We start from the raw sequence: 16,526 nt of genomic DNA on the forward strand, positions 1-16,526 counted from the left end.
CGGACATCCCCATGAAACCCTACGCATCGTTGCTGTTGGTTGGCACGTTGGCGTCGGCAATCGGCGGCGCGCTTGCCGCGCCGACCGATTCCAGCGCACCGGCCGCCTCACCCAAGGTCCAGGCCTTCCTGGACGCGCTCAACTCCTCCGGCGGCAAGCCGATGGAGCAGCTCACCCCGCAGCAGGCCCGCAAGATACTGGTGGACGCGCAGGCCGGCGCCACGCTGCCGGCCGCCGAGGTCACCCGCAAGACCATCACCGTCGACGGCAAGCCGCTCGGCCTGGTGGTGGTCAAGCCGCCGGGCAGCGCCGGCAAGACCTTGCCGGTGTTCATGTTCTTCCACGGCGGCGGCTGGGTATTGGGAGATTTCCCCACCCATGAGCGGCTGATCCGCGATCTGGCGCGCGCCTCGGGCGCGGCAGCGGTCTACGTGGACTACAGCCCGTCGCCGGAAGCGCGTTATCCGGTCGCCATCCACCAGGCTTATGCGGCCACCAAGTGGGTCGCCGAGCACGGCGCCGAGCTTGGCGTGGACGGCACGCGCCTGGCGGTGGTCGGCAACAGCGTGGGTGGCAACATGGCGACCTCGGTGGCCTTGCAGGCCAAGGCGGCCGGCACGCCGGCACTCCGCTACCAGGTGCTGCTGTGGCCGGTGACCGATGCCGCGTTCGACAACGGCTCCTACCAGCAGTATCAGCAGGGCTATTTCCTCAGCCGCAACATGATGCGTTGGTTCTGGGACAGCTACACCACCGACCCGAAGCAGCGCCGCGAGATCTATGCCTCGCCGTTGCAGGCCAGCGTGGAGCAGCTCAAGGGCTTGCCGCCGACCTTGATCCAGACCGCCGAGCTGGATGTGTTGCGGGATGAAGGCGAAGCCTACGGCCGCAAGCTGGACCAGGCCGGTGTGGACGTCACCGTGACCCGCTACAACGGCTTGATCCACGATTACGGCCTGCTCAACGCGCTCAGCGAGGTGCCGGCAGTGCGCACCGCCATCCGTCAGGCGGGCGATGAGTTGCAGCAGCATCTGGCCAAGTAACCGTGGTCGTTGACCGCTCGGTGTTCGTCAGCCCCTGTTGACGGCGCGTTCGGCAGCCGAAAGTACACCCTTAAAGAGAACTGCCGCGGTCACTTCACGGTGAGCCGGGTGGAGGTGTGTGCCCGCGGCTCGGTGCCCTCGTGTGAGTGTGGATTGCCACAGCAGATACGCCCGGTGCGGCCGCATCGGGCGTATGTGTGTGCGTCGTCTTGCGTGCCGTGCTGGAGCTGGAACAGCCGCAGGCGGTGTCGGATGCGTGACGCAACTGGCTTCTGCGCCAGGCAGCAATGGGTCAAACGCGGTCGATCGCCACGCGACTTTCCGCTAGCGCGTGACTCTTCCGAATGAAGACACGGCGCATCAGGCGATGGTCCTGGACGAGCAAACCCAGCACACGGGTGACGCGTTCAATGCGCCGCGGTGGCAACCACGCTGACAGAGACCGGTGCGTCGTCCTTGGGCGCGGGCGTGTTGAGTTCCAGCATCTGCAACTGTTCGCCCTGGAAGCGGTATTCCAGCGCCTGCTGGATGGCATACAGCGCCTGCGCATGCACGCACACCGCCTGGGCCTGTGTCTCAAGCACCTGATTGCGCTGTTGCATGGTCTGCTCCAGCCGCGCATCCAGTTCCGCGCCACGGCGTTCCAGCTGCGCAGCGCGGCCGGTCATCACCGTCCACATCACGCTGCGGGTGAGGCTGCCGGCCAGATCCTCGGCTGCGGCTTCGACGCTGGCCTCGAAGCGCTCGTCGAATAGAGTTGCTGCTCCCAGCGCCCACGCCCCAGGCTGCCATCCACCTGCGCCAGTGCGCCGGTGCGCAATTGCTCGACCTTGCGTTGCTGACGTGCGCTTCCGGACAGCACATGCACCACACCGCCGAGCGCATCGAAGGTGATGTCGACCACCGAGTGGGCGATGGAGGTCACCGCCGGCATCATCGCGCGGGTGCGTTGTTCGAGCTCGCGCAGCCGTTGCGCATCGGCTGTGCTGACCGGTTGCGCCTGACGGTCGACATTGAGCTCGCCACCGTGAAAGAAAATTTCGCGTGGCGCGCCCTGCTTGCGACGCAGCCAGATGCCGCCGCTGTCGGCCAGCACGTCGTAGGAGGTGCTGACCTCGCATTGCCGCGAAGACAGTTGCGGCTTGGCGGTCTCGGCCTGCGCAGCGCAGGTCGCCAACACAAGCAGCGGCACAAGGATGGCAAGGCGCATGGGAGTGACCGCTGGCTGGGGTTTGCAGCATCCCGCAGCGGCGCGTGAGCTGCATGGGCAGGAAGTCAGGGTGCCGGCGGTGCCGCTCCGACCGGCGGTCGTCGCAAAGCGTGAACCGGGTCGAGCATCGGCGCGATGACGGTATCCAAACGACTGGCTCACTTGATTCTCACGGCGTATGGTGTGAATTATGTTGCATAGCAGCATCGGAGCTCGGCAATGCTCGACACACGTATCGAAAAGGTTGACCTGGCGCTGACCGAAATCGCCCAGGACCCATCGGAAAAGGTGGCGCTGTGGCAATGGGCGTGCCGCGAGATGCTGCACGAAACCCTGATCGGCATGCATCAGTTGTCGCACCTGGCCGGCATCGCCCGCCACGTCGCCAACGACTGGCGCGCGCCGGTGGATGTGATCGCACCGCCGAAGCCTTATCTGGCCGCGTCCGCCTTGGCAGACCGCCGCTTGCCGCAGGTGCTGGATGGGCTGGGCAGCACACAGGACGACAACGACCGCGCCAACCTGTGGCGGCTGCGTTACGCAAGCCTGATCGCCTCGACGCTGCAAGGCATGCAGGCGTTGGCCGAAAAGCACCGTATCGATCGGCAGGCGATGGCGATGGGGCAGTTGAACTGATCGCTGCCCAAGATGCCGCGCGCTGCTGCGCGGCCAGCTGTCACCGGGTTGATGACGCTGCGGAGTAGTGCGCTGGGCCAGGCCGTGCGTCTGTGTCACCGTGTGGTGCGTGCGATTGGTGTGGTCAGCAGCCTTATCGCGCCAGCGTGTGTTCGATGTTTTGTAGCGTCACGCGCGCTTAAAACGGCGGCTGATTCGCGCTTACGGGCCCGGCCTGATTTGATGCGGCTCGCGAAGAATATCTTTTTCCAAATCAAACAACGTGGCGGTGTGCAGTTCATCGCGGGCACATGGCGCTCAAGCACAACACGCAGCACGCGCTTCTTGATCGAAACACGCTGACCGTCCAGGAAACACGCTGACCGTCCAGCCCGCAAAATTCTCGTGATGTGCCGAAGCACCGGTACCTTCAGTGCAGCACGCTCGTATCCTGCAGATGTTGCCAGGCATGTCGCACGATCCAGCGCGCCTGGTCCCACGGCACCGACAGTAGCGGTTGGTCCTGGTAGTACGCATCCTGCAGTACCCGGTACAGCTGCGCTTCGGTGGCGCGCGGATACGCCAGGTAGATGTCGTAACCCAGCATCAGCACGCGGGCGTAATCGGCAAACGCATAGCCGCCCAGATGCCCTTCGGCATGGACGTCGCGCCAGTAGGCGATCTCTGCGTCGACATTGACGGTGCTGCGGGTCAGAACGGCTGCGCTGTGCATGGGTAGAACTCCGTGACCGGGCTACCCCCCTGTGCGGGCACCGTAGCAGCGCCGCCTGTCGCTCACCAGCCCGCGACGACGAGCGGTCGTCGCGGGGCTGGTCAGGCGTGCAGCGATAGGCGTGGCTAGAACATGGCGAGCAGTCACCAGGTAGGTGTGGACGGCGCACGCAGATCGGCGTGGACGCGTGGTAGCCGCCACACCGAGCACCGGCTGCGCCCGCCTGGCGGCGAGCGCAGCGGTTTTGTCAGCCGCTCTCAGCCCGCTGCATGCGTCGGTGCGGCATCAATCCCAGTCGGGCGCGATGGCGTGCGGGTTGGCCAGCCGCTGCCCGCGGTCGAGCGTGGCGATTTCGCCCATGTCCTGCTCGCTCAGGCGCAGGTCCTGCGCTTTGAGATTGCTTTCCAGATTCGCCCGCTTGGTCGACGATGGAATCACCGAATATCCCTGTTGCAGTGCCCAGGCCAGCGTGACTTGCGCCGGGGTGGCGTCGTGGCGCGCGGCAATGGCCAGGATCACCGGATCTTTCAGCACCTCGCCCACCGCCAGCGTCATGTAAGAGGTGACGTGGATGCCTTGCTCGCGCAAGAAGGCGATCAACGTGCGGTTCTGCAGGTACGGGTGCACCTCGATCTGGTTGGTGGCAATCGCCTCGGCGCCCAGGATCTCGATCGCCTGCTTGATCAGGGCAATGGTGAAGTTGGACACGCCAATCGCACGTGTCAGGCCCTGCTGCTTGGCCTGCGCCAAGGCTTCCAGATACTCGCGCATCGGTACCTGATCCTTTGGCGATGGCCAATGGATCAGGGTGAGGTCGACATGGTCGGTGCCGAGTTTGCGCAGGCTTTCCTGCAGGCTGGGCTGCAGCGTGTCGCGGCTGAATCGGTCGACCCAGATCTTGGTGGTCACGTACAGCTGGTCGCGCGGCACGCCGGATTCGCTGATCGCCTGACCAACCTGGGCTTCGTTGTCGTAGATCTGTGCGGTATCGATCGCGCGATATCCCAACGCCAGCGCGTTGCGCACCGAGTCGATGACGACCTGATCCTTGAGACGGAAGGTGCCGAGGCCGAATGCGGGGACAGTCATTGTGTTCCTTTTGGGAATGGGGAATGGGGAATCGTAAGAGCCGGTAGAGCGCTGCGCATTGATCAGTCGAGTGCGACGACCGCTTTGCCGAAGTTTTCGCCACGCAACAGGCTGATCAGCCCCTGCGGTGCGGCATCCAGGCCATGCAGCACATGCTCGCGGTACTGGATGCGGCCTTCGCGTAGCCACTGGCCCATTTCGCGCAGAAATGCTGGCATCAGGCGGATGAAATCGTGCTGGATGAAGCCGCGCACGGTCAGCCGCTTGCGCAGCACCTGGCCCATGAAGTCCGGCAGGCGATCGGGCCCTGGTAGTACCTGACCACGGCTGTTGTAGGTGGCGATCACGCCGCAGACCGGAATGCGCGCAAAGTCGTTGAGTTGCGGCAGCACCGCATCGAACACCTTGCCGCCGACATTTTCGAAATAGATATCGATGCCGTCGGGCGTGGCGGCGCGCAACTGCGCGGCAAAGTCGTCGGCACGGTGATCCAGTGCCACATCCACCTGCAACGACTCGTGCAGGTAGCGCACCTTTTCTTCGCCACCGGCAATGCCCACCACACGCAAGCCTTGCAGGCGCGCCAACTGCGCCACCGTGGCGCCAACCGGCCCGCTGGCGGCGGCCACCACCAGCGTCTCGCCGGGCTGCGGCTTGCCGATCTCGTGCAGGCCGGCGTAGGCGGTAAAGCCGGGCATGCCGTAGACGCCTAGCGCGGTGCTCAGCGGCAGGCTGTCGTCCTTGGGCAGTTTGCGCAGCGGTGTTGTCGGGGTGAGCAGGCTATAGGTCTGCCAACCGCCGTGCAGCACCAGCAGGTCGCCGGGCTGATAGTCGGCATGATGCGACTCGACCACTTCGCCGATGGTGCCGCCTTCCATCACCGCATCGATCGCCACGGGCGCCGCATACGACGGGCCATCGTCCATGCGGCCACGCATGTACGGGTCGAGCGACAGGAAGCGGTTGCGCACCAGAATCTGCTCGTGTCCGGTGGGCGGCAGGGCGACTTCTTCGAGACGGAAGTTGCCTGCGTTGGGTTCGCCGTGCGGGCGCGACGCCAGCACGATGCGGCGGTTGGTGATCGATGTCATGCGGAAGATCCTCGCAGGGGAGCCGCGCGTGCGCGGCCGAGGGAGCACAGCCACCGCAGTGGCTGCGCGAATGAATAAACAGGCCGATCTCGCGCTGCGGCGGCGTTACGCGGCAGCCGGTTCCGGCGCGCTTGCCGCGTCCAGTTGCGCAATCTGCTCGGCGCTCAGCGACAGCTGCGCCGCAGCCAGCACATCGTGCAGCTGGGTCACGCTGGTGGCGCTGACGATCGGCGCAGTGAGGCCGGGGCGTGCGATCAACCAGGCCAGCGCGATCTGCGCCGGCGTTGCCTTGTGGGTGGCGGCCAGGTCGTCCAGCGCCTGCAAAATGCGCAGGCCACGCGGGTTGACGTATTGCTTGACCACCGAGGCGCCGCGCGCGCTGCTCTTGCCGGCATCCTCATTGCTGCGGTACTTGCCGGTCAGAAAGCCGCTGGCCAGCGAGTAGTAACTGATCACGCCCAGGCCGCGCTCGCGCACCAGCGGTTCCAGCTCGGCTTCATAGCCGGCGCGGTCGTAGAGGTTGTATTCGGGCTGCAGGCTTTCGTAGCGCGGCAGCGAGTACTGCTCGGAAGTATCCAGCGCATCGCGCAGGCGCGACGCGCTGTAATTGGACGCGCCGATCGCGCGCACCTTGCCTTGTTCGATCAAACGGCCGAACGCGGCCAGCGTGGCTTCCAGCGGAACCGACTCATCGTCTTCGTGCGCCTGGTACAGATCGATCACATCGGTCTGCAGACGCGTCAGCGAATCTTCCACCGCCGCTGCGATGTTCTCCGGCGACAGGCCGGGATGTTCGCTCCACTTGGCGACCTTGGTCGCAATCAGCACCTTGTCGCGCTTGCCGCTGCGTGCAAGCCAACGCCCGATGATGGTTTCCGACTCGCCGCCGCGATTGCCTGGCACCCAGCCGGAGTACGCATCGGCGGTGTCGATCAGATTGAAGCCGGCATCGACGAATGCATCCAGCAAGGCGAACGAGGTCGCCTCATCGGCGCTCCAGCCGAACACATTGCCGCCAAAGACGATCGGTTGAACCTGCAGGCCGGAGCGGCCCAGTGCGCGGGGGTGAGTCATCGTTCAAGCTCCTGATGCGAACTGCCGACAGGATAGTCATGCGCACCGATCATGCGTGTGACATCGATGTGGATTCAGCGTTCCGCCGATCGTGTGCATCGGCTCACAGGATATGAACATCTCGCGTATGCACAGCGATACGAACCACAGCTGAGCGCAGCGATTCGGGCACATGGCAGGCCCCGGGCCGCGTGCTAGGCTCGCGCTACTTTTACCCGGAAGAGGGCGCTGCGATGATCCGCAACAAGCTGGCCTGTGCGTGTGTGATGAGTGTCATGGTGGCGATGAGTGCGCCGCTGGCGATGGCCATGAAGCCGGCCGACAGCGCAAGCCTGCCGGCGCCCGATGCTGCGTTGCAGGCGGCCATCAACGGCAACTGGCGCGACCGTGTGTACGTGCAGCGCGATCAGTACCGTCACCCGGGCCAGACGCTGGCGTTCTTCGGCATCAAGCCGACCCAGACCGTTATCGAGATCACGCCCGGCGGCGGTTGGTATTCGGAAATCCTGGCGCCGTATCTGCGCGAGAAGGGCAAGTACGTGGCAGCGGTGGTCGACCCGGCGTCGGCGCCCGAAGGCCGTAACCGCGATTACGCCCAGCGTGCGCGCGACGATCTGGAAAAGAAGTTCAAGGCCAAGCCCGAGGTGTATGGCAAGCCGGCGTTCGTGTCGTATGTGCCCAAGTCGCCGTCGTTCGGCGTGGACAACTCGGCCGACCTGGTGCTGACCTTCCGTAACGTGCACAACTGGCGCATGGCCGGCAGTGCCGAGGCGATGTTCGCCGGCTTCTACAAGGTGCTCAAGCCCGGTGGCGTGCTGGGCGTGGTCGAGCACCGCGCCAAGACCGACGTGCCGGCCGACGACAAGAGCGGCTATGTCGGTCAGGCGCAGGTGATCGCGATGGCCGAAGCGGCGGGCTTCAAGCTGGCAGGCAAAAGCGAGCTCAACGCCAACCCGCGCGATACCAAGGACTACGCCGGTGGCGTATGGACGTTGCCGCCAAGCAACAGCCACGACAAGGCCGACGATGCCAAGTACAAGGCCATCGGCGAGAGCGACCGCATGACGTTGAAGTTCGTCAAGCAGTAAGCACGTGTCTGCATGCCGGCGAGGTGGCCGGCATGCAGTGGTTGCTACGCATAACAGCTGTCTGTGGCTTGCGGTTACGTATGCATGACCGGCTGCGCAAGAACGCAACGCAGGTCTCTTGCGCGGTTTTCAAAAATCCGGTCCCCGATGCGTGGCAAACCGTTGCCGCTGATCATGGTCGATGTGCACATCTGAGAGACCTGTTCTTTCCCTGTCATGGCACGCCAGCGATCGCACTGCTGGCTGCGCGCATCTTGCCTACGCTACACAGCCACGCGCGGCGATCGCCATGCGCAGCGCTCTCCTTGTCACAGGGCTGTCCATGTTGGTGCTGTTGAACAAACCCTATGGCGTGCTGTCGCAATTCAGCGACCGCTCGCAGCCACCCAAGCGCACATTGGGCGAGTTCGGCCTGCCGCCGGACGTGTACGCGGCGGGCCGCCTGGATCACGATAGCGAAGGACTGTTGTTGCTTACCGACGATGGTGCATTGGCGCATCGGCTCACCGACCCGCGGCACAAGCAGCCCAAGACGTACTGGGTGCAGGTGGAAGGCGAGCCGCAGGAGACACAGCTGCAAGCCCTGCGCGATGGCGTGCTGCTCAACGATGGCCCGACCCGGCCTGCAACCGTGCGCAAGCTCGACCCCGCGCCGGAGCTGTGGCCGCGCAATCCCCCGGTGCGTGCGCGCAAGACCGTGCCCGATGCCTGGCTGGAACTGCAGATCACCGAAGGCCGCAACCGTCAGGTGCGTCGGATGACCGCATCGGTCGGTCTGCCCACCTTGCGTCTGGTGCGGGTGGCGATCGGCGACTGGAGACTGGATGCGCTCGCGCCTGGCCAGTGGCGTGTGGATGACACGCCTGGCCCGCGACAGGGGCGTGGGTCGCGTAGATAGCGCTGGGCTGTTGCGATCACCTCGATGGCGCGATGGCTGCAATCGCCAGTGCTGCGATCGAACTGCGGCGATTGCATGCCTCGTTCAACGAGCGGCTGACGACACGTAGCGAGCAGCTCTCACGTGGGTGTGGATGCCGCACTCGGATCCGGCGTGTACGTGCACGGGTAGTCCATGCTGCACCGAGCACCGAGCACCGAGCACCGGCCGCGCCCGCCTGACGATGGGCGCAGTCGTTTTCTTAGCTGCTCTAAAGCGGCGTAGCGATCCGGCAACGCAGTGGGTTGCTGTGCGGCTGCGTGCCACACGGCGCTGTGCAATGCCTGCCCACAAACGAAAACGCCACGGCGAGAGGCCGTGGCGTTCTGGAGTGCAATCCGCCTGTTCGGCGGACTCGGTGTCTTATTCGACGCCGTCGCTCGGCGTCACTGCAGCGCGGCGCTGGTAGGCGGCGCGACGTGCATTGGCATTGCTGGCGTGTTCGCGATCCAGACGATGCACGTTGCCACCCAGCACCTGCTGACCACGCTGACGCTTGCGATACACCGCATAGCCGATCAGGCCAAGGCCGGCGACGGCCGCTGCCACGGTGATGGCCGGGTTGCGCTTGACCAGCTTGCTGGCCGCCTTGCCGCCGCTGCGCACTGCGCCCAGGGCCACGCCGGTCTTCAGCCATTCGCTGGCGCCCGGACCGAAATGACGCAGGCTGCTGCCGGCGCTACGTGCCTGGTCGCCCGCAGTGGATGCGGCATGACGCAGTTGGTCGCCGGCGGTGCCGGCCAGTTCCAGGGCACGCTCCAGGGCGCGTTCGGTGATCACAGTCAGCTTGCTCATTGAAGGCGTTTCCTTTCCGAGTACGTGACCTGCAGTCTGTGGCCAATGGCGTATAGGCGGCGTTAGCGGCAGTAAGCGCCGTTTGGCTAACGGTTAAAAAGCGCTGTTGCCTGCGTGCAAGAGAGATGCCGCTTCGCATTGCACGACCAACGCGCGGCCGTCCCCTCACCCCAGCCGCTCTCCTGGCGGGCGAGGGGCTACAGCAAGGCGGATCAGGTGCCGCGGGGTTTTGCGCGATGGGTTGCGGCGGCTGTCCAGGGGTCGTCTGGCCATGGATGCCTGGGATACCGCCCCTTCATTTCTTTTTTGACGTCCGGATAGGTGGTGGCCCAGAAGCTTTTCAGATCCTGGGTGACCTGCAGTGGGCGTCCGCCGGGCGAGAGCAGGTGCAGGGTCAGCGGGATGCGGCCATCGGCAATGCGCGGGGTTTCGGCCAGGCCGAACAGTTCCTGCAGCTTGACCGCCAGCACCGGCGGCAGCGGTTGCTGGGTGTGGTCGACTGCGTAGCTGATCTGGCGTTCCATGCCCGACGGCACGCTGATGCGGGTGGGAGCGTGGCGGTCGATGGCCTGGCGGCGTTCCCACGGCAGTGCGGCCTTGAGCGCTTCGCCCAGGCTGGACTCATCCAGCGCGTCGAGCCGGGTCTTGCCGGCCAAGGCCGGACGCAGCCAACGGTCCAACGAGGCGAGCAGTGCGGCATCGGAGAGATCGGGCAGCTCCAGCTCGGGCATCCACACCCGCAGCGACAACACACGCGCGCGCCATTGCTGCAGGGTCTCGGTCCAGGGCAGGGCATCCAGGCCGAGCTGGCGCACCGCCTCGGTCAGGGCGCCGGCCGCCTGCGCGGGATCGACGCGGCCGGCGGGGCGGCTATCGAGCACGATGCGGTCGAAGCTGGATTGCCGGCGCGCGACCAAGGCGCGTTTGTCGGCGTCCCACTGCACCACGTCCTGCTGCACGAAGCGCTCGGGCAGGCTGCGGCGCAGATACGCCTCGTCGACCGGAGCGGCGCGCAGCAGCAGGGCGTCCCTGGCCTCGTAGCGTAGTTCGCTGGCGACCAGCCACGGTTCGCCGCGCAGGTCGCTGTGGTCAAACAAACGCGCGCTGCGGCCGTTGGCGAGCAGATAGCGCAACGGGTCGGTGGGGTGGCGTGCGGCGATGCGGTCGGGGAAGGCATGCGCGAGCAGGTCGCCCAGCGCGTGCGCCTCCACGCTGGTGGGTGGGGCGGTGTCGCAGCGCAGTCGGCGGCGCCATTGTTTGGCGGCGCTGTCGATCGCGGCCAGGCCACCGCGGTTGGCATCGGGCGCGCTACGGCCCTGGCGAAATGCCGCCAATGCGCGCCAGCGTGCGGCCAATCCATCGCCGCCCTGCCGCAGCGGGTCGCGCGCTTCCAGCAACGCGGCCAGGTCGCAGGCCAGTGCCAGGCGCGATGCAGCGCCGGCCTGCGCCAGCATCGCGGCCAGACGCGGATGCGTGCCCAGCGCCAGCATGCGGCGGCCCAGCGCGGTGATGCCGCCGCTGTCGCTGAGCGCGCCCAGCCGTTGCAGCAATTCGCGCGCGGCCGCCAGCGCGCCGGTGGGCGGGGCATCGACAAAGCGCAGCGCATCGCTGCCCCAGGCGGCCAGTTCCAGGGCCAGGCCGGCCAGTTCCACCTGGGTGATCTCGGCGCGCCGTTGCGGTTCCAGGCGCTGCGATTGCGGCCACAGCCGGTAAGCCCAGCCGCTGGCCACGCGTCCGGCACGGCCGGCGCGCTGGTCGGCCGATGCCTGCGAAATGGTGGCTACATCCAGCCGCGAAAAGCCGCTGTTGGGGTCGTAGTGCGGCTCGCGCGCCTGGCCGCTGTCGATCACCGCGCGCACGCCGGGCAAGGTCACCGACGACTCGGCCACGTTGGTGGCCAGCACCACGCGGCGGCGGCCCTGCGCATCCGGCTGCAGCACCTGGCTTTGCGCCTCCACCGACAACTCGCCGTGCAGCGGCAATACCTGGATGGCCGGGTCCAGTGCGTCCTGCAAGGCGCCTTGCACGCGCGCGATCTCGCGTTGGCCGGGCAAAAACACCAGCACATCGCCGGGATGGGTGAGCAGGGCATGCTCCACGGCGCGCCGCGTCTGTGGTTCCAGCGCTTCGTCGCGGCGCGCGGGGAAATGTGCGATCTCCACCGGAAAACTGCGCCCGGCGCTGCTCAGGCGCGGCGCATCCAGAAAGCCGGCCAGCCGCTCGCCATCCAACGTGGCCGACATCGCCACGATGCGCAGGTCCTCGCGTACCTGTGCCTGCACGTCCAGCGCCAATGCCAGGCCGAGGTCGCCGGCCAGATGGCGTTCGTGGAATTCGTCGAACAGCAGCGCGCCCACGCGTTCCAGCATCGGGTCGTCCTGGATCATCCGGGTCAGGATGCCTTCGGTGACCACTTCGATCCGGGTACGCGCGGAAGTCTTGTTTTCGAAGCGGATGCGGTAACCCACCGTTTCGCCGACCGGCTCGCCCACCTGGCGTGCCATGAACAGCGCAGCGCTACGTGCGGCCACCCGGCGCGGCTCCAGCATCACGATGCGGCGGCCGGCCAGCCATGGCGCATCCAGTAACGCCAACGGCACCTGGGTGGTCTTGCCGGCACCGGGCGGGGCTTCGAGCACCAACCGCGGATGGGCGGCAAGGCTATCGCGGATTTGCGGCAGCAGCGGGGCGATGGGGAAGGCAGGTTCGGTCATGCGCGGCAAGGATACGGGCCTGCTCGCGCCGGTGCGATGGTCGGGGAGGCAGGTGAAGCCTGTCAGGGAGTGGCGTAGGACCTGTCGGCAACGCAACTGTTTGGGCTTGCCGCCAGCGCTCGCTGCCCGGCAACGTGCGGCGGACCAAGAGCCTTGCGTGCACAAAGATGTGCGCCATTTAGCCGCTCCGGCAGCGTCCGCTCGGTCTGCTGCGCGGTGGGCCGGACGCGTGCAAATGCAGGGGGCTTTTCTGCTTCAGAGTGCATGGCCGGCGTCGATAACCCGGTTGAACCCGTCACTGGATCGACCATGTCCACCCCCTCCCCGCGTTTTGTCAGTCTGCAAAGCAAGCTGTTGGGCGCCCTTGCGCTTGGCCTGTCGATCATCCTGTTATGCGCACTCGGCGGCCTGGGCTCTGCCTGGCTGAGCCTGTCCGGCAAGGTGCCGGTGGAAGTGGCGCAGGCTTCGGCCAGCGAAGCACTCACCCGCGATTTCCGCCTGCAGGTGCAGGAATGGAAGAACGTGCTGATCCGTGGCCGCGACCCCGCACAGCTCGAAAAACATCTGACTGCCTTCCGCGACAAGGGCAAGAGCGTGCAGGGCACGGTCGCCTCACTGGCAGGCGCGCTGGCCGATCCGCAGGCGCGTGCGCTGGCGCAGGACTTTGCCAAGGCGCACCTGGAACTGCAGGCCAGCTACGAAGCGGCGTTGGGCAAGTTTGCCGAGTCCGGTTACGACACCCAGGTGGGCGATCAGCTGGTCAAGGGCAAGGACCGCGCGCCCAGCCAGACGCTGGAGGCGTTGGTCGCGCGCAGTAAGGCGTTGGCCGATGCGGCCGTGCTGGCAAGTTCGCAATCGGCGCAGCGCATGCTGGTGTATTCGGCACTGGCCACCATTGCCGCCGCACTCTGTCTTGTGGCGGTGTTGGGGTGGTGGATCCGGCGCTCGATCGTGCGGCCCATCGAAAACGTCGCGCGTGCGGCACGCCTGGTGGCGGTCGGCGATCTATCCGCGCACGCTGCGGTCAGCAACCGCGATGAAATCGGCCTGCTCGGCCAGGCAATGGGGCAGGTGGTCAACACGCTCACCGATGTCTCCAGTGCGCAGGCGGACATGGCGCAGCGCCACGACGCCGGGCAGATGAGCTACCGCATGGACGCGCAGGCGTTTCCCGGCGCTTACGGCCGCATGGTCGATGACACCAACGGGTTGATCGGCGCGCAAGTGGGCCTGATCGGCACCATGCTGCAGGTGATGCAGCATTACGCGGTGGGCGACATGTCGGTGGACATGCCGCGCCTGCCCGGCGAAAAGGCGCAGATCACCGATGCGATGGACACCACCAAGCGCAACCTGGCTGCCATCAATGGCGAAATTCGTGGCCTGGTGGACGCCGCTGCGGCCGGCGATTTTGCCACCCGCGGCAATGCCGCTGCCTACAAGTTCGAATTCCGCGGCATGGTCGAGGGCCTCAATGGCCTGATGCAGAACGTGGACCAGAATCTGGGCGAGTTGTCGCAGCTGCTCAAGGCCATTGCCGATGGCGATCTGACCGCGCGCATGCGCGGCAACCAGCAGGGCGTGTTCGCGCGGATGCGCGACGATGCCAACGCCACCGTGCAACGCCTCACCGATATCGTTGGCGATATCACGCTGGCCGCGCAGACCATCCGCACCGCCTCGGCAGAAATCGCCGCCGGCAACAGCGATCTGGCGCAACGCACCGAACAACAGGCCGCGAATCTGGAAGAAACCGCCGCCTCGATGGAAGAGCTCACCTCGACCGTGCGCCAGAACTCCGACACCGCGCAGCAGGCCAGCCGGGGTGCGCAGGCCGCTGCCGAGATCGCCGGCCGTGGCGGCGAGATGGTCGCCAGCGTGGTCGATACCATGGGCGAGATCGAAGTGTCGTCCAGGAAGATCGCCGAGATCATCAGCGTCATCGACGGCATCGCGTTCCAGACCAATATCCTGGCGTTGAACGCGGCGGTGGAAGCGGCGCGCGCCGGCGAACAGGGCCGCGGCTTTGCCGTAGTTGCTTCGGAAGTGCGCGCGCTGGCGCAGCGCTCGGCCGGGGCCGCCAAGGAGGTCAAGCAGTTGATCGATGCATCGGTGGAGAGCGTGGCGCGCGGGAGCGCACGCGTGGATCAGGCCGGACGCACGATGCAGGACATCGTGCAATCGGTGCAGCAGGTCACCACGCTGATCGCCGAGATTTCCGCTGCCTCGCGCGAGCAATCGTCGGGCATCGAACAGGTGGCGCGCACCGTCAACGACATGGACGAAACCACCCAGCGCAATGCCGCGCTGGTGGAAGAAGCCTCGGCCGCTGCACGTGCGATGGAAGAACAGGCAGTGGAGCTGAGCGAAGCGGTGTCGGTATTCCGCCTGGATGCACGCAAGCCGCGGTTGGTGGCGGCTGCATGAGGGCGGCGCACAGCCGCTGCGTCGCCGACAGGTGCGCGGTGGGGTTGCGGTGCCGGCAAGAAGGGCGACGTCTGCACGCCGGTTTCTGCGCGCCGCGCATTGCCGCCTGATCACGGCTTGCTGGGTGGTGTGGGTTGCATCATGGCGCGGTAGTGGCGATGGATCGCCGCAGCTGCGTCGCCTGTTTCAGCGGCCTGGCGATGCGGGCGGCTCCACATCGCCCGGGTACTGCCTGCCGAAGCATTTTTCCAGGCGTTGATCGCGCTCGCGCTGGTTGCAGGGCTGGCGTAAGGCCCCGGTCATGGATAACGCTGCGCGCGCCACGCCGGAGCGGAAGGCCCAGGTCTGCTGCACTTCGCCACCATCCGGTGCCCAGGCCTGGTTGAAGCGCGTGGTGTCCACCGGCAATGCATCCGGCGGCGTGAGCAGGCGCTGGCTGCGTGCGGCGATCACCGGCGTGAGACGCGGATGGGCGGCAAGGCTATCGCGGATCTGCGGCCGCAGCGGGGCGATGGGGAAGGCAGGCTCGGTCATGCGCGGCAAGGAGACGTTTCTGCTGCATGGAGTGCGACAGAGACCTGTGCGCGACTGTCGGCAGCCCGCTGCGTTCTGGCTTATCGCATACAGCGCACGAAACGCTCCACGCCGCAGCGAAGCGTCGGGTGCGAGATGCGTAATCGCAGCGCTAAATCAGAAATCCCCGCATCCCACTTCGGTCAGCGTCTCTCCACAATCAGCAGGCCACTCCGCCAATCCAGAGACGCTATGAACGACTACGGTTCTTATCGCTACCTGCCTGCCGATGGTTGGTACGCCACCTATCCCCAAGTGACCGATACCAACGAGGTGCGCGTCTTCCAACGTGTGGCGCTATGGCGGGTTGCCCCGCACGGCAACATCGTGGGTCTGATCTCCTCGCCCGACGGCGGCCAGGAGGACGTCGAGTCGCAGCTTCTCAGTGCCCCGCGCGGACAAGGCGTCCACTACATCCACATGGATGATTTGACCGAACAAGAACGCGAGCAGATCCGCCACAGACGTTTCAGCTGATCGCACCTGCTGCGTTTTCGGCGCGCTCACGCGTGATCTGACCACTACGGGACGGATGGCGCATGGTCATCCGCACCGTAGTGGTGAGGCAGGTCGTGCATGCCGTTCTCGACAGTACTCTTGTGCCGACAACGAGCATCCGCTGGACAAGCGCCAGCGGCCAAGCCCGTGCGCTGAAGATCACCCCGCTTCGCGTACCCGGGCGGTGAGGCCTTTGAGGAAGGCGCGCAACAGTTGGTCGCCGCACGGGCGGAAGTTCTTGTGGCCGGGCTGGCGGAACAGGGCCGACAACTCCGGCTTGGACAACGGGAAGCCGGCGCCGGCGAAGATGGCGTGCATGTCCACATCCTTCAGTTCGAAGGCCACACGCAGTTTTTTCAGCACCAGGTTGTTGCCGACGCGAGTTTCCAGCGGGCGGACCGGCTGGCTTTCGTCGCGGCCGCGGAAGCGCAGCACCAGGCCATCGAGAAAGCGCGCCAGCATCGCATCGGTGCAGGGCTCGAAACCGGGCTCGTCTTCCTTCTTCAGCCAGGCCTGTACCTGCGGCTTGTCGAGCGCGAACTCGGGGTCGGCCAGGTGAGTGATTTCCACCACCTTGTCGTCGCTGAGGTCGAGCATGTAGCGGATGCTGCGCAGTACATCGTTGTGGATCATGACAAT

Annotated in this window: 14 protein-coding genes and 1 pseudogene; 6 read left to right on the forward strand and 9 right to left on the reverse strand. The window is 66.1% G+C overall.

Features of this window, described 5'->3' with window-relative positions; translation table 11 throughout:
* Positions 1-11: 11 nt before the first annotated feature.
* The gene (locus ACCQ06_RS01605) at positions 12-1,043 is read left to right on the forward strand and encodes an alpha/beta hydrolase (protein WP_228324924.1); all 1,032 of its coding nucleotides are present in this window, start codon (positions 12-14) and stop codon (positions 1,041-1,043) included.
* Positions 1,044-1,450: 407 nt separating this feature from the next.
* Here the strand turns inward: ACCQ06_RS01605 and ACCQ06_RS01610 are convergent.
* A pseudogene (locus tag ACCQ06_RS01610) lies at positions 1,451-2,253 on the reverse strand (DUF2884 family protein).
* A gap of 219 nt (positions 2,254-2,472) precedes the next feature.
* Between ACCQ06_RS01610 and ACCQ06_RS01615 the strand changes: the two are divergent.
* Positions 2,473-2,889, forward strand: coding sequence for a hypothetical protein (locus tag ACCQ06_RS01615; protein WP_104615279.1), 417 nt, complete (start codon positions 2,473-2,475; stop codon positions 2,887-2,889).
* Between the two features lie 409 nt (positions 2,890-3,298).
* Here the strand turns inward: ACCQ06_RS01615 and ACCQ06_RS01620 are convergent, their stop codons facing one another.
* From ACCQ06_RS01620 to ACCQ06_RS01635, 4 genes are all read right to left on the reverse strand, one after another.
* Positions 3,299-3,601 carry a hypothetical protein gene (locus ACCQ06_RS01620; protein WP_228324926.1) on the reverse strand — a complete coding sequence of 101 codons (303 nt, stop codon included), beginning with the start codon at positions 3,599-3,601 and terminating at the stop codon, positions 3,299-3,301.
* Between the two features lie 285 nt (positions 3,602-3,886).
* Complete coding sequence (dkgB, locus tag ACCQ06_RS01625) at positions 3,887-4,690, reverse strand: 2,5-didehydrogluconate reductase DkgB (protein WP_228324927.1); 804 nt, start codon at positions 4,688-4,690, stop codon at positions 3,887-3,889.
* A 62-nt stretch (positions 4,691-4,752) separates the two neighbouring features.
* The gene (curA, locus tag ACCQ06_RS01630) at positions 4,753-5,781 is read right to left on the reverse strand and encodes an NADPH-dependent curcumin/dihydrocurcumin reductase (protein ID WP_316689943.1); all 1,029 of its coding nucleotides are present in this window, start codon (positions 5,779-5,781) and stop codon (positions 4,753-4,755) included.
* 105 nt (positions 5,782-5,886) lie between these two features.
* The gene (locus tag ACCQ06_RS01635; protein WP_316689944.1) at positions 5,887-6,855 is read right to left on the reverse strand and encodes an aldo/keto reductase; all 969 of its coding nucleotides are present in this window, start codon (positions 6,853-6,855) and stop codon (positions 5,887-5,889) included.
* A gap of 233 nt (positions 6,856-7,088) precedes the next feature.
* Between ACCQ06_RS01635 and ACCQ06_RS01640 the strand changes: the two genes are divergently transcribed.
* Positions 7,089-7,943, forward strand: a complete 855-nt coding sequence (locus tag ACCQ06_RS01640; RefSeq protein WP_316689945.1) for a class I SAM-dependent methyltransferase — start codon at positions 7,089-7,091, stop codon at positions 7,941-7,943.
* A gap of 322 nt (positions 7,944-8,265) precedes the next feature.
* On the forward strand, positions 8,266-8,841 hold the full coding sequence (locus tag ACCQ06_RS01645; RefSeq protein WP_228324930.1) for a pseudouridine synthase: 576 nt from the start codon (positions 8,266-8,268) through the stop codon (positions 8,839-8,841).
* Positions 8,842-9,243: 402 nt separating this feature from the next.
* Here the strand turns inward: ACCQ06_RS01645 and ACCQ06_RS01650 are convergent, their stop codons facing one another.
* Positions 9,244-9,675, reverse strand: coding sequence for a hypothetical protein (locus tag ACCQ06_RS01650; RefSeq protein ID WP_316689946.1), 432 nt, complete (start codon positions 9,673-9,675; stop codon positions 9,244-9,246).
* Between the two features lie 212 nt (positions 9,676-9,887).
* Entirely contained in the window at positions 9,888-12,389 is a 2,502-nt protein-coding gene (gene hrpB, locus ACCQ06_RS01655) for an ATP-dependent helicase HrpB (RefSeq protein WP_316689947.1), read from the reverse strand.
* Between the two features lie 309 nt (positions 12,390-12,698).
* On the opposite strand from hrpB, the gene ACCQ06_RS01660 reads away from it, so the two are divergent.
* Positions 12,699-14,816 carry a methyl-accepting chemotaxis protein gene (locus ACCQ06_RS01660; RefSeq protein WP_316689948.1) on the forward strand — a complete coding sequence of 706 codons (2,118 nt, stop codon included), beginning with the start codon at positions 12,699-12,701 and terminating at the stop codon, positions 14,814-14,816.
* A 186-nt stretch (positions 14,817-15,002) separates the two neighbouring features.
* Here ACCQ06_RS01660 and ACCQ06_RS01665 read toward each other — a convergent pair whose 3' ends face one another.
* Complete coding sequence (locus ACCQ06_RS01665; RefSeq protein WP_104615272.1) at positions 15,003-15,350, reverse strand: hypothetical protein; 348 nt, start codon at positions 15,348-15,350, stop codon at positions 15,003-15,005.
* 231 nt (positions 15,351-15,581) lie between these two features.
* On the opposite strand from ACCQ06_RS01665, the gene ACCQ06_RS01670 reads away from it, so the two are divergent.
* Positions 15,582-15,866: a hypothetical protein gene (locus ACCQ06_RS01670; RefSeq protein ID WP_104615271.1), complete on the forward strand. Its 285-nt coding sequence runs from the start codon at positions 15,582-15,584 to the stop codon at positions 15,864-15,866.
* Between the two features lie 180 nt (positions 15,867-16,046).
* Here the strand turns inward: ACCQ06_RS01670 and ACCQ06_RS01675 are convergent, their stop codons facing one another.
* Positions 16,047-16,520, reverse strand: coding sequence for a YehS family protein (locus ACCQ06_RS01675; protein WP_104615270.1), 474 nt, complete (start codon positions 16,518-16,520; stop codon positions 16,047-16,049).
* Between the last annotated feature and the right edge of the window lie 6 nt (positions 16,521-16,526).

It is taken from the genome of Xanthomonas sp. NCPPB 4467, from assembly GCF_041475665.2.
Lineage (GTDB): Bacteria > Pseudomonadota > Gammaproteobacteria > Xanthomonadales > Xanthomonadaceae > Xanthomonas > Xanthomonas dyei.

Coding starts and splice junctions, on each gene's coding strand:
- ACCQ06_RS01675 (WP_104615270.1), bottom strand. CDS start 16,520: ATGATCCACAACGATGTACTGCGCAGCATCCGCTACATGCTCGACCTC.
- hrpB (WP_316689947.1), bottom strand. CDS start 12,389: ATGACCGAACCTGCCTTCCCCATCGCCCCGCTGCTGCCGCAAATCCGC.
- ACCQ06_RS01615 (WP_104615279.1), top strand. CDS start 2,473: ATGCTCGACACACGTATCGAAAAGGTTGACCTGGCGCTGACCGAAATC.
- ACCQ06_RS01665 (WP_104615272.1), bottom strand. CDS start 15,350: ATGACCGAGCCTGCCTTCCCCATCGCCCCGCTGCGGCCGCAGATCCGC.
- dkgB (WP_228324927.1), bottom strand. CDS start 4,690: ATGACTGTCCCCGCATTCGGCCTCGGCACCTTCCGTCTCAAGGATCAG.
- ACCQ06_RS01645 (WP_228324930.1), top strand. CDS start 8,266: ATGTTGGTGCTGTTGAACAAACCCTATGGCGTGCTGTCGCAATTCAGC.
- ACCQ06_RS01620 (WP_228324926.1), bottom strand. CDS start 3,601: ATGCACAGCGCAGCCGTTCTGACCCGCAGCACCGTCAATGTCGACGCA.
- ACCQ06_RS01635 (WP_316689944.1), bottom strand. CDS start 6,855: ATGACTCACCCCCGCGCACTGGGCCGCTCCGGCCTGCAGGTTCAACCG.
- ACCQ06_RS01605 (WP_228324924.1), top strand. CDS start 12: ATGAAACCCTACGCATCGTTGCTGTTGGTTGGCACGTTGGCGTCGGCA.
- ACCQ06_RS01650 (WP_316689946.1), bottom strand. CDS start 9,675: ATGAGCAAGCTGACTGTGATCACCGAACGCGCCCTGGAGCGTGCCCTG.
- ACCQ06_RS01660 (WP_316689948.1), top strand. CDS start 12,699: ATGTCCACCCCCTCCCCGCGTTTTGTCAGTCTGCAAAGCAAGCTGTTG.
- ACCQ06_RS01640 (WP_316689945.1), top strand. CDS start 7,089: ATGATCCGCAACAAGCTGGCCTGTGCGTGTGTGATGAGTGTCATGGTG.
- ACCQ06_RS01670 (WP_104615271.1), top strand. CDS start 15,582: ATGAACGACTACGGTTCTTATCGCTACCTGCCTGCCGATGGTTGGTAC.
- curA (WP_316689943.1), bottom strand. CDS start 5,781: ATGACATCGATCACCAACCGCCGCATCGTGCTGGCGTCGCGCCCGCAC.